The organism is Micromonospora sp. C95, assembly GCF_018070465.1.
Lineage (GTDB): Bacteria > Actinomycetota > Actinomycetes > Mycobacteriales > Micromonosporaceae > Micromonospora.
In genome coordinates this window covers 124,887-137,570 of sequence record NZ_JAGPXT010000001.1, presented here as the reverse complement: position 1 = coordinate 137,570, position 12,684 = coordinate 124,887, and the positions used below count along the sequence as shown (strand labels likewise).

The window sequence follows — 12,684 nt, the reverse complement described above, 5'->3', positions numbered from 1 at the left end:
GAGCTGATCGCCGTCGGCCTCAGCTCCTGGGTCGTCGCGGTGGGCAGGTAGAGCGCTGCCGTCGTGCGGGGACCTGCAGACGGCTGTCGAACGACAGCCGCTGTCCCGGACGAAAACACCTTGAAAGGGCTCTCGTCTCGACCTCGCCGTCCTGTCGGTGGCCGGGCATACTATGGCCTTTCTAGCGGTCTCCCGCCAGCTCTGGAATTGCTGGAGGAAGGTTGTCGATCATGGATGCGGGTCCTGACCTAATCCCGCTGGCCGAAGGCGTGGCCACCTTCGGCGGTGGAAACGCGTATTCTTGGTACCGCAGTCAGGCGCATCGAGGCGGCACTGTGTCCATGGGCGGCCAGCGAGTGCCGGTAGTGAAGGTCTCCGGTCGATGGATGATCTCCAGGGCAGAGGTCGCGCAGGCCGTGGAAGCCGAACGGCGCGCGAGAGCAGAGATCGTCCAATGGACCGCCGACTACGCGGCTGGCGTCCTGCGCGAAGGGCTGGTCCAGCTGACGGGCGGGCGCAGCTACACCGTCCGTGGACAGTTTCACCTGCTGACGGTTCCGCAGCCCATGGCACCGGCGGACAGTTGGTGGATCTGCAACAGTTGCCGGCAGCCGGCGACGACTCGGCACGATCCCGACAGGGAATGCCACCGCTGCCGGGACTGGAGCCCATGCGCCGACGACTGCACGCTGGTGAGCGTCTCCTGCCCGTCATGTAGGTCGTCTCTGACGCTTCGGCCTGCATGACGGCCGCGGGCAGCGCGGCTTGCTGCGGGTGTCAACGCCGGCTGAACTTGACCCTCTGCCCTGGAACCCGCCCGGAACCCAGCCTGTGGAGGCCAAGTTGGCACGGATCCTGGCACTCAGCGAGGCAGGCCCGTCAATGCGGCTCTGCCGCTCAGGCTGAACGGCTACTCGGGGTTGTTGGAGACGTGTCCCAACGGAGGTCGTTAGGCCATGTCCGTAGCAACTGCCCGTAAATGACGAATGCGATCAGTCATTGGCGATGGCTGCTCCGCCGCTTTACCGCCGGCTATGAGGTTGAGTGTTGGGCGGTCGGTGACAGCACCAAGTAGTTGCCGGATCCGCTCCACCGGCCAGCGCAGTTCCTGCGCCAGCGCGGAGATGGTTAGCCCATGCTCGGCGGCCAGTTCGAAGGCTCTTCTTAGGAGTGTCGGCTGTTCACCGGGGAAGCCGTCGATAGGTTCCAGGGCTGGTTTGGACTGGTTGAGGCGTTGGTAGGCGCGTGCCGCAGTAGTGTCCGTGTAGAGGCCTACTTCTCGGCAGCGGTAGATGAGGCTATGGATCGACGTACCCCACGTGCGCTGGAGCTCAGCGAACGCCGCAAAGTTCACCCTTGCGGGCAGGAGGGGGCTGATGCTATCGCGCGGAGTGAGGAATTCCGCGGCGAAGGCGTCGGCGTCCCGTTCATGCCTGGAGTCACCGGGAAGGGCGTCGGCATGGAGTACGAGGTGGGCGAGTTCGTGCGCGGCGGTGAAGCGCTGCCGGTATACATCCTGGGATCGATCGCGACTGATGACAATGAACGGCCGCGGTAGCCGGGAGGTCGAGAAAGCATCCACGGTACGGAAGTCGCCGTCGGCTGGCGCATGGACGACGACGATGCCGTGGACCTCAAGAGTGCGCACGAGGTGCGGAATGGGCGCGGTGCCGAGATTCCAGTGCTGACGAAGAGCTCGGGCAGCTTGGACCGGCTCGGTGGGAAGGCTCGCGCCGGGATGGATCTCGCCGCCGGCGAACCCGGGAAGGTCTACGTGGGGCAGGAAGACGCGCCGTTCGAGGGCGTAGATGAGTTCCCAGACCTGCTCGGTGAAGGAGACGGCCTTGGCGCGCTGGTAGGAGCGTGTCTCACGGAGATGGCGGAAGTGCGCTGCGGAGGAGTCGAGGCGGGCGTAGGGACGCCCGACCTGAAAGAAGCCGACGGGGTAGCCGAGGTGATCGGCGAGGGCGATCAGAATCTCGGGGCGTGGCCGCGCCCCTGATTCGTACTGGCCGATGGCCGCGGCGCTGACCCCGACCCGGTCGGAGAGCTCCTTCTTGGTCAGCCCGGCGAGCTGGCGAGCTTGTGTCAGACGTGCCGAGTCGAACTGCCTGGCGACAGCACTGGCTGACCCCGAGGGCGACTCCACGGGGAGGCCGCCGGCAGAGAACAGGTCATCGGGCTCGTCAGTTCTGGGCATCGCTTCGCTGTTGGTGGTCGCTGTGTTCGGCTACGGGGCTGACGGTGGCCTGCTCAGCGGCGGTACGGGCGCGCAGCGTCGGGCTGGCCAGCTCGGCCTGGTCGAATCGCGGCGACGCGGCCGAGGCCGACGGCTGGGTTACCAGGCGAAGTCCGGGGATCGGGTCTGCGGACGGGACGAGCAGGGGTTGTGCGGATACCCAGCTCGCTGCGCCGGTCTGGCTCACGCTGATCTGGCCCCATCCGATGTTGAGCAGCCCGTGCCGCTCGTGCGCGGCGTAGTAGATGATCACGATACCGTCTGGTTCCAGCCCTCGCAGAACGTCGGTGGTATGGGCGTCCGACTCAGACTCCATCCCTTCGAAAGCCGGCTGCTCATGATCGGGTTTGGGGCCGAAGAGCCGCGCTAGCTCCAGCGTCGTCTTGTTGATCTTCCTCAGGGCGCGAGGGCTGTCGTAGGCGGTCGCGAGGTCCTTCGCGTATTCCACTGGCAGCACGGCGACGTTGTTGATGACGACGATGCGGTAGCTCTTGCCGAGCGGGCGCACCGTCTGGGCGCCGGGGACCTCACCGAGGTGGTTGACCAGTTCCTCGTACCGCGCCGGCCAGCCTCCGCCGAAGGCGTGGCGCGACGTCAGGCGGACCGCGTGGTGGCCGTCCATCTGCCGTCCGACGGCGGCCTGGATGGCCGACGGGATGGCCTGCGTCAGCGTGGCTGCCACGTCGCGGCCGAACAGGGACGCCGCCCACGCTGCCGGCCGGATCTTCTTCGACACGGTTCTCCCCTCATGCTTTACCTGCGTGCAGAAGGCTAGCATCTGTGCTTTAGTTTTGAGCGCGATGACGCCACTTTGGTGACGCTGAGTGTGTTCCCGCAGATTACGCCGCCTTCGGTGTGGCGTGATCTGTTGTGTGCCGCGATCGCGGCGGACGTCGATCAGGCCGCACGCGGTGTCCGGTTGCGGCGTAGCGGGTCGCCCAGGATGAGCGGCCGGGGAGGAAGGGGACGCATGACGGCGGATCTGACCAGGTTCGGCCGGGACGCAGTCGTGACCACGGTGACGCAGGCCGCCAGTGTCTGGATGTCGCCGGGACCGCCCGGCGAGCGCTGGCGGCAGGTGGCTGAACTACACGGGCGGGTCGCGCTGGCGCACCTGGCGCACGGTGAGCCTCTGCTGCCCCTGGTGGCCTTCACCGACCTGTTGACCGGGCCGCTGTCCGGGCTTCTGCCGGACGCGCTGAGGGAAGCGTGCGACGAGGTTTTGTTGGTGGAGGACGGACAGCTGAGTGCTGCTGCCGCTGACCTGCTGATGGAGAACCTCGCGCCGTCGATGGCGGCCTCCGATGTCGTCGGCTGGTCGGTGCCGCGTCTGAGCGCGGAGAAGGTGCAGGGCTGGCTCTACGGACAGATGCTGGCGACGGGCACGGAGGAGGGGTACCGACGGGCGCGACGGACCGTCATCGAACACGCGGCGGGGGAGATGTCGGAGGTGATCGACGCGATCAAGGCCGCAGGGCTGCCCCGCGAGGGCCTGGTCGAGGAGATCCCCGCGTGGGCGTGGGTGGCGCACGAGGGGGAGCACTACTGGTTCGGGTGCCCCGTGTGCCGGTACCCGATGCGGTACCAACTCGGTCGGCTTGCCTGTGCCTACCCGCCGCACACCAAGGCTCTCGGCGGTTCGATCACCGTGAAGGCGGCGAAGGGCCGTAAACCGGTGGCCGGTGCGTGGAACGTCGAGCGCGCCGCGCAGTTGGGCGGACCACAGGTCACCACTGCGGTTCCGGTCACGGGTCAGGTGTGCCTCGTCCGGCCGGCTTGGCGGTATTCGACCATCCCCGGTTGTGAGGAGGTCCGCCTGCACCGCGAACTCGAGATGATGCCGGGCGTCACCGCGAGACTGTGGCCGCACGTCGACCGGTACGACCTGGAAGTGAGGGCACCAGGACGACGGCGGCCCTGGCGGGTCGATGTCAAGGACTACACCGACCCCGCGCGGCTGGCCAACGAGCTGCTGCGTCGGGGCAGCATCGGCGAATCTGACCTGTTGATCGTCGTCCCCGACTACCGGGCGGGCCATGTGGCGGTCCTCAACGAACGGCTGCGCCTTGCCACCGGATCACGGCGCCGGTTCGCCACGACGTCTCACCGATTCCTCACCGAGGTGGAGAGGGCCGCAGCCGGATGAGCAACCGTTCGCGTTTCCACAGAACCGCCAACCGGTTCCTGATCGGACCGTCGCTGCGTTTGGCGCTCGGCCTGGCCGAACAGCTCTTTCCCACCGAGACCTGGGAAGGCGCGCCCGCGGTGGACCCCCGCGACGCGCGGTTCCTCCTCTCCGGCCAGCTCGGGGTGTGGAGCCTCTGGCGCGACGGCCTCACCGCCACGCAACGACATGCGATCGACCGTCTCATCCATCTGCGCCCTCGCCGTCTGGCCACACAAGGTGGCCTGCGCGTCAGCCTCGACGAGCACCTGCGCAACAACCGGTCGCCCCGCTACCTTGAGGCCGGAGACTTCCTGCAGGTGATCGACGGTGTGCCGGTCGGTGATCTGATCACAGCTGCGCTGCAGGAACTGGAGGATGCCTCATCCCCGCTGCGCGTCCCCCCAGAGGCGCTGGCCGGCAGGCGCTACAGCTCGTCGGTCTTCCTCGCCGGCCCCAGCCGCGACGAGTTCCGGCGCAACACCTACCTCATCCCGCGGGCGCCGATGCCCTACCCGCCTGTCCCGGTTCTGGACGCCACCGCGCCAGCCGAGGTGGTGGCCGACCTCGCGGACATGCACGCCACCGCCGAACTGATCGACAAGAAGCGGGGTGACGATGCCTTCCGCCTGGCGGAGGTCCTGGACGGATTCTCGCGGAAGCTGCGGACGCCACAGGGCCAACCCGTCGACCGGTTGAAGCTCGCGGCAGGGCCCCTCCAGCTCATGATCGCTCCCACTGGTTCCGGTAAGAGTGTCTGGATGCGCGTCGCCGCCACCCACCTCGCCAGCCACAGAGGAGGCCGCCGCACCGTTGTCCTGCTCACCCCTGATGTCGAGAGCACGCTGGATCTTGTAGCGGCCATCCGCAGTGACCTCGTGGCGCTGAGCCTCGACATCCCCGTTGTCGCACTCATGTCCCACCGACGGCTCATCGAGGTGGCCGTCCAGCGCACCAACGACGCACCGGAGGATCCGGCCGGTGCCAGGTGGACCTGGCAGGAGCTCGGCTACTCCTGCATGCTGAGCGACGAAGAAGGCGCCGCATGGCAGCCCGGCCAGGAACCCTGCACGGATCTGCACGAGCCCGGCGTCGAAGGTCGCCACCGATGCCCTCTGATCGGTGCCTGCGAGAAGTGGGCGCCATGGCGGCAAGCTGCCGGCCCAGCCAAGATCATCGTCACCAACCACGCCTACTTCCAGCAGGGCTCGGTGCCGTTTCCCGTCATCACGAACGGCACACTCCACGGACGGATGAGCGCGCAGGAGCTGCTGCTGCGGCGCGCCGACATCGTCCTTGTCGACGAGGTCGACGCCTTCCAGGGACATGCGGTCGCTCAGTCCGGCCGCACCCTCGTCCTGGCCCGTCGTGACACGCAGAAGCTGCTCCTGGAGAAGCTCGACGACCAGCGCAAGGAACAGGTCGAATCCGACAACGTGCCGGGCGAACTCGAACTCGCCTTCCAGCGGGCCATCCACCGGGTCGAGTTCCTCTCCGAGCGCTACCTGGCCGCCGTCGTCAACGGGTTCATCGACCCGCAGGACCCACTCGGCCCCAAACAGGCCAGGCTGCACCTGCCACGCCGATGGGACAACCTCCTCGCCTGCCGCCTCTTCGGCCTCAACGAACTCGAAGACCGCCCCAGCGACGACCAACTCGACAGGTTCAAATTCCTGTTCACCCAGAACGAACCCGACCCTGACGCGCTACCCGCCGGCTGGGCGGACCTACGCAAGGAACTGCGCCTCGTGGTCGCCGACGAACCGGAATCGGACCTGATCCACAAAAGAAGCCAAGGCATCGTCAGCGCGATCCAAACGATCACCGCGCCTACCACCGACGAGGGCGAACCGGACGCCGACGCCGCCGCCGACGCCGACGTCGACGTCGACCTGGACGAAACGGACTGCGGCCGTCAGACCGGGAAGGACGACGGTCCAGCAGACCCCACCGCTTCGGCGTGGCAGCTCCAGACCGCTCACCTTCTCCTACGCAGAGCGTTCCTCGGCGAACTCCAGCAAGGGCTCGCCGAACTGGAAGCCCTACTGCCGCTGATGCGCGACAGCGGCATGCGGCTCGCCGACGACGTCGAAGCCGCGCTGGACCGAGCTCCCTCCTGGCAGGCAACCCCCGAAGGACCGATCGGCCGAGCGGTCTTCGGATTCGCCGTCACCGGCGACCCGGAGAGCCGCTCCGACCGGCAGTTCACCGCAGAGATCCTCTCCGGCGACCCGCACGCCTACACCGCAGACCTCGGAATCACCACGGCTCCCGCGCTCACGGGCGCGCCCAGAGTCATCGTCGGACTCTCCGCGACCGCCTACCTACCCGGTTCCCCCACCAACCACGTCCATGCCGACGTCGCCTGCTACTACCCCGACAACGCCGGCACTGGCACTGGCACTGGCACTGGCAGGCTGACCGTCAGCAACGCGTCCGTCAACGACCACACGACCAACCGCGGGATCGTCATCTCCGGAGCAGCCCGCAACCGCAAGGCCCAACTACTCGAAGGCATCGGATCCGGCCTCTGGGACCAGATCCTCGAACAGAGACTGCGGGACCTGCACGACCACCGGGACGCCGAACGCCGAGCCCGTGCCCGGGTCCTGCTCGTCACGAACTCCTACGACCAGATGCTCGCCCTCTGCCGCGGCCTGATCGCCGGGGGAGCCCACCGCACCCGCATCGCCGTCGCCGTCCCCGCCGGTGACCGCCGCGGCCTGCAGATCCCCGACGACGTACTCGCCATCCCCGCCAGCCGGCTGCGGACCTTCCCAGGCACGGGCAGGGACGTGCTGATCTCACCTTTCGCACGGGTCGCCCGCGGGCTCAACATCGTCGTCGGCCACCGGTCCGCGCTCGACTCCATCTGGGTATGCGTCCGGCCCATCAAGCTCATCGACGAACCATCCGCACTGGTTGCCCACACCGGTGCCCACGCCCGCCGCAACCGGCACCCCGGCGAGGACCCGCGCAAGGAACTCGACGAACGCCACCGCATCGCCGCCAAACATCTGGAGCTCATCAACAGGTCCAACCCCGCCTTCGGGCGCCTGCCCCCCGACGTGCGAACCGCGATCTTCGCCGACGTCCTGGCTGACCTGATCCAACTCGCCGGGCGCGCAAGGCGTGGCGGCACCAACACCACTCTCCACCTGGTCGACAACGCCTTTCACCGAGGAGGCGCCGCACCGGGCAGTGACTTCGCCTCCCTCATCCGCAACCTCCACCAGCGATGGCGCGACGACAACCAGCTGGACCAGGTCCGCTCCATCTACGGCACCACCATCGACGCGTTCTTCACGTTTGCCGGCATCAACGACAGGAACCCCTGATGCGCACCCTGGCCTTTCCTTACACCGAAGCGATGGCGGAGAAGATCCACGGCTACACCCTCGGCAGCGAGGTCAACGACACCTGGCAGGACCTGAACCGCCGATACACCCGCCACCCGAAGAACCTGCCGTACAGGGACCTGAGCCTCGGCCTGCGCTACGTGTCCAGCGACTACGCCACCATCTGCAAGGACCCCGACGGCCCCGGCACGCTGCTCCTGATGCGCAAGAAGATCGACACCGCCATCATCAGCCGGCTCTTCGCCGCCTTCGAACGAGACCTCGCCGCCCGGCACGGCGCGCCATTCGAAGACCTCCTCGGCCCACTGCTACGCCGCACCAAGCCACGCACGATTCACATCGCCAAGTACCTGCAGGCGGACACGGCGACGCACGCCGACATCCCGAACTGGGTCTTCGACGTCGCCACCTGGCGCACCATCGAACTCCTGCGAGGCGCGCTCAAGCTCCCCGACGGCACGGACCTGCTTCTCCGTCCCGACATCGACGGCAACCTCGTCGCCTTCAACCGCCCGCTTCCCGAGACGCACCCCAGGGCCGAACAAGGCATCCACTACATCAGCCTCGAACCCATCACCGTCCCCGGCTACCCCGGCATCCTGCTCAACCTCGACGCCCACATCAGCGCCACCACCGGCTTCCCCGGCAACGCCAAGAGCCTCTGGATCGCCACCGACGACACCGGCATGCTGCTCACCGCCAGACACCGCTACGACCGCCCCACCAACCGAAACGTGATCACCGGGCTCCTTCCCCAACTCGTCGACTCCTTCAGCATCCGCGGCGTGCCCGCCAACTTCACCGCAGATGACCTCCTCGCGACCCACCCCCGCATCCGCGCCCGCCACGCCACCACCCCCGACAGGCACCCCATCGGCTCCGGACCGGGCCGCCGATTCCTCGACTGCCTGCTCGAGCACGCCACCGCCAGGCTCAACACGGCGTCGCTCGTCCTGGAAACCACACCCATACGCAACATCGATGCCGCCGGCGACCCCGACCGGCACGCGAAACTCGCCTCGGCCGTCAACGCGGCAGCACGGCCGATCCACATCAGCGTCGTCTACCAGGACGACCTGCAGCGCCACCGATCCGCGCAGGCGCTCACCGAAGTACTCAACCTCCCAGAGAACAGCCTCACAACCGCGGAGAGCACCTTCCTCGACGGCGCGCTCACCATCACCTTCGACAGCGCCAAGACCGACATCCTGGTCGCTCCCGGACCCACTCACCTCCGGGACACCCTCGCCGAGCAGATCATCTCCACCAGGACCCCGGACGCCCTGCACCTCGTACTCGCCGAGAGCAACAAGGAACTCGCCGCAGCCAAGCCCGCCGCCGAAGACCCCAAGCCGCAGCTCCGCCGCGCCCTGGCCGCCCACGGCACCGTCAGCCAGTTCATCGATCCAGCGTCAACGCCCAAGCCCGACGCCGTCGACCACCCCGCCAATGCCGCCGTACGAGACCTCCTCCGGGCATCGGGACTCACCGCCACCACACCAACCCGGGTGTTCTCGCGCCCCCTGCAGCCGCAGCCATGCGTCATCGTCGGTCTCTACACCCGCGAACAGAACCAACCCGCCACCCGCATGATCAGCCTCTCCGCCCTCATCAGCGACGGAACCGACACCCCCTGGCACATGCTCGGTTACCACCCCGACGCCCACGGCTGGAACGACCTCCCCACCGCCATCGCCGCACATCACGCCACCGACCTGAGCCAGTTCAACGACCCGAACCCCGCCACCCGCACAGCACTGGCGCGGGCCTACACAGAACGGGCCCTGCACCAGCTCCGCACCCGCTACGACGACATCCCGATGATCATCTACATCGACGGCTCCAATCGGTTCCCACTGTGGTCCGGCACCACCAACAAGAACCTGGGTAACGGACAGCTCGACGCGCTGCCCCACCTCGGAATGATCAACCCAGCCGGCATCTCACTGGTCAGGGTCAACACGGCATCAGACGGCAAGCTGCCACAACCCGTCAGGGCAACCGGAAACCGGGCAAACGCCGACGACGGTGCAGTCCCAGCCACCGAACGGCTCCACCAACTTCCCGGCGCACACCAGGACACCTACTACCTAATCAATCGATCCCGTAGCGACAAGGCGTTCCAGTCCAGCGTCAGAGCTGGCCATCGTCAGACGCGATTCGACCTCGCGGAGGCAAGAGAGCTCCGGACACCCTGGCACGCGATGACCTGCACCGAGTTCCTTCTGCTCGAACACGGCACCTTCGAACGCCAACACCTCGCGGCGCTCAGCGCGCGGCTGTGTGGGCATTCGCTGGCCTGGGACGGGCGGACAGCCCGACCCGCGCCCGTACACCTCGCTCGACAGATCCTGGAGGATCATCCCGGGCGCAAAACGGCTGCACGCTGAGGTGTGAACGGCCGAAAGGCCCCACCCGCGCATCGCAACGCCCGATTCTCGAACCACAACGCCCCGTCGAGCACCGGTTCCGGTTACCGCGCTGCCAGCTTGGTGGACACGGTGTCCGTCCTCCCACAATCGCCACGTGTGAACTTATCGATATGGCTGTTCCGGTGAACCAGATCATGAGCTCGAACATCACAGCCCACCCCGGCGGTTGCCCGCCATGGTGTGTCAAGGTCCATGCCGAGGATGAGTTGGATAGTCCGGGCGACCGGGCCCGGGGGCACTCCCGGATGGTGATGGAGACCCACAAGGGTGAGGTCGGCGGGATGGCGGTGGAAATCTTTTCACTGGAGCACCTTGACCAGCCCGAGGAGAGCACCCCAGCGGAGTTGGTCGTGTCCGCTCCGGATCCGCTCAGTCTGGCCGACGCGGGCTACCTCGCCACCTCCATTAGGAAGGCGGTCATGGAAGCCCGCCGATCACACCGGCCGTACTGGCTGAGGCGGGCGTGTCCTTCCTGGTGTGTCGCGACGCACCAGGACGGCGACCATCTCGAGGATCGCATCCACTGGCCAGACGACTCGCCGCCTGTGCTGTTGTCGTTGCACAGCTCGGTGAGTACTGCCGGCGAGTCGTGCAGCGATGGGACGTATCGGCCGCCGGGGCTGGAGGTCGACTTGGAGCAGCACGCCGACGCGGTCGAGCCGGTGGTGAAGTTCGTGATCGAGGGCGCGACGGCAGCGTTGCGCCTCACGCTGGACGAGGCCGAGCAGGTGCGGACGGCGGTCGGACGAGTTGTGGCCATGGCGCGCGATACGGACAACCAGCTGGTTGAGGCCGGATTGGCCGGTCCAGCGCCGAGGCCACACCGGCCGCGCCTCGACCAGACCGTGGCCGATCTGGTGGTTCACGCCGAGGGCCTGACGGCCGAGCAGAAGATCAGTGTGTTCCGCGGAGTGGTCGCCGAGCGACTGACTCAGCAGGGTCTGAGCGTCGCTGAGCAGGCTGTGCGGTTGAACTGCACCGAGGAGCAGGTGCTGGACGCGGTGGTGGACTTCGCGATGTGGTCGCACGCCGGCTACCTGCTTCCACCCGCCAAGCCGGCCGAGCCGCAGTGCCCGGTGTGGTGCGGCGGGGAGTGCCTTACCGAAGACGGCGTCCGCCTGCACGACCGGCACGTGGCCTCCGTGTACGGCCAGCACCACGAATGCGTCAACGACATCAAGGTGGCGACGGTCGACCTTCAGGCGTTCAACTCTCCCGACGGGTACGAGGAGCCGCCATCAGTGACGCTGGCCATCGACAACCCGGAACAGCGCCCCACCGACATGACAAAGCTCGACGGGATGAACCACAACGCGATCCGGAACCTGGCCGCGTCGCTGCTGTCGGGCTTCTGGGACCGCACGACGATCCGGCTCACCCCTCAGAAAGCGGCGAACCTCGGCGCGTCACTGGTCGCCGCATCCCGCGCTGCCCACAACAACACCACAGTCGAAGCCTGACCACAGCGAGGATGTGGAGCGGCCCGGACCCTGCGCAAACGAGGTCCGGGCCACTCATCCAGCGGACGGGTGGTGCACCGTGTGCAGCTGCCGGCCGGCGAACTCCGCACGGCCCCGGGATGTCGGGCACGGAGGGCAATCCCACGTGCCGGTGGCCGACATGACGTGCCGGGCTAGCCGCTCCGCGACGCCGGTCTGCACCGCCAGGCGCTCCCCGGCTCGCCGCACCTCCTGAGCCCGGACCGGCCGGACCACCGGAAGGTCGTAGCGCTGCTCGTAGGCCCGCAGATAGTCCACGACGTGCCCGGCGGTCGGGAACTCCGCACTTTCCTGCCGCGGCATGCCCCGCCCTCCGCAGGGGAGAACAACCGCAACGACTCTCAGCCATGCGGCCACGCGCTACCCGGCTGCGGCTGGGCGTCGAGGATGTCGAAATTCAGATCGGCGCGGCGCAGGTAGTAACCGGCAGCCAGGCCCGCCTGCCCACCCCCGACGACCACCACATCACACGACCCGGGCACGCACGACACCTCCCTCGATCCATAGATCATCATGCCGAGACGGCAGAAGCGGTGGGCCCGTACAACGAACTCACGGTGATCCTGCCCTCGTTCACCAGCCGATCGACGGTGTCAGCTGCAACGATGCACGACGTGGGAACTGTGAAGAGTGCGACGCCCGCCATCTCGCCCCTCGCCGGCGAGCCGATCGACCGCGCCGATGCCGAACGGCTCGCGGGAGTGCTCAAGGCGTTCGCCGACCCGGCCCGGCTGCGACTGCTCAGCCTGATCCAGTCGGCCCCTCAGGGAGAGGCGTCGGTCAGTGACCTCACCGCGCCCCTCGGACTCTCCCAGCCGACCGTCAGCCACCACCTGCGGATCCTCACCGAGGCCGGCCTGCTCGAGCGTGACAAGCGCGGCGTCTGGGCCTACTACCGCCTCGTGCCGTCCGCCATCGCCACGATCGCCGACCTGCTGACCCCGCCTCGCAAGCGAGCGACGAAGAAGACCCGCTGACCGACGCCACGGAA

At 67.6% G+C, this 12,684-nt stretch carries 10 protein-coding genes; 6 read left to right on the top strand and 4 right to left on the bottom strand.

Annotated elements, in window-relative coordinates; genetic code table 11:
* Positions 1-221 precede the first annotated feature (221 nt).
* Positions 222-746 (top strand): hypothetical protein, encoded by a 525-nt coding sequence (locus KBX00_RS00610; protein WP_210822111.1) that lies wholly within the window; start codon positions 222-224, stop codon positions 744-746.
* A gap of 203 nt (positions 747-949) precedes the next feature.
* Here the strand turns inward: KBX00_RS00610 and KBX00_RS00605 are convergent, their stop codons facing one another.
* Positions 950-2,200, bottom strand: coding sequence for an XRE family transcriptional regulator (locus KBX00_RS00605; protein ID WP_210822108.1), 1,251 nt, complete (start codon positions 2,198-2,200; stop codon positions 950-952).
* Positions 2,187-2,975 carry a hypothetical protein gene (locus tag KBX00_RS00600; RefSeq protein ID WP_210822106.1) on the bottom strand — a complete coding sequence of 263 codons (789 nt, stop codon included), beginning with the start codon at positions 2,973-2,975 and terminating at the stop codon, positions 2,187-2,189. The genes KBX00_RS00605 and KBX00_RS00600 overlap by 14 nt, the downstream gene beginning before the upstream one ends.
* A gap of 234 nt (positions 2,976-3,209) precedes the next feature.
* Here KBX00_RS00600 and KBX00_RS00595 point away from each other — a divergent pair, with 234 nt between their 5' ends.
* From KBX00_RS00595 to KBX00_RS00580, 4 genes are all read left to right on the top strand, one after another.
* Positions 3,210-4,385 (top strand): hypothetical protein, encoded by a 1,176-nt coding sequence (locus tag KBX00_RS00595; RefSeq protein ID WP_210822103.1) that lies wholly within the window; start codon positions 3,210-3,212, stop codon positions 4,383-4,385.
* A complete protein-coding gene (locus KBX00_RS00590; protein WP_210822100.1) occupies positions 4,382-7,741 on the top strand; it encodes a hypothetical protein in 3,360 nt (1,119 codons plus the stop codon). The genes KBX00_RS00595 and KBX00_RS00590 overlap by 4 nt, the downstream gene beginning before the upstream one ends.
* Complete coding sequence (locus KBX00_RS00585; RefSeq protein ID WP_210822097.1) at positions 7,741-10,152, top strand: RNaseH domain-containing protein; 2,412 nt, start codon at positions 7,741-7,743, stop codon at positions 10,150-10,152. Before KBX00_RS00590 ends, KBX00_RS00585 begins: the two co-directional genes overlap by 1 nt.
* A gap of 164 nt (positions 10,153-10,316) precedes the next feature.
* The gene (locus KBX00_RS00580; protein ID WP_210822096.1) at positions 10,317-11,654 is read left to right on the top strand and encodes a hypothetical protein; all 1,338 of its coding nucleotides are present in this window, start codon (positions 10,317-10,319) and stop codon (positions 11,652-11,654) included.
* Positions 11,655-11,708: 54 nt separating this feature from the next.
* Here the strand turns inward: KBX00_RS00580 and KBX00_RS00575 are convergent, their stop codons facing one another.
* Both KBX00_RS00575 and KBX00_RS00570 read right to left on the bottom strand, forming a co-directional pair.
* A complete protein-coding gene (locus KBX00_RS00575; protein WP_210822094.1) occupies positions 11,709-11,996 on the bottom strand; it encodes an NAD(P)-binding domain-containing protein in 288 nt (95 codons plus the stop codon).
* Between the two features lie 38 nt (positions 11,997-12,034).
* A complete protein-coding gene (locus KBX00_RS00570; protein ID WP_301547113.1) occupies positions 12,035-12,208 on the bottom strand; it encodes an NAD(P)-binding protein in 174 nt (57 codons plus the stop codon).
* Positions 12,209-12,298: 90 nt separating this feature from the next.
* On the opposite strand from KBX00_RS00570, the gene KBX00_RS00565 reads away from it, so the two are divergent.
* Positions 12,299-12,670, top strand: coding sequence for a helix-turn-helix transcriptional regulator (locus tag KBX00_RS00565; RefSeq protein WP_210822093.1), 372 nt, complete (start codon positions 12,299-12,301; stop codon positions 12,668-12,670).
* The last annotated feature ends 14 nt before the right edge of the window (positions 12,671-12,684 follow it).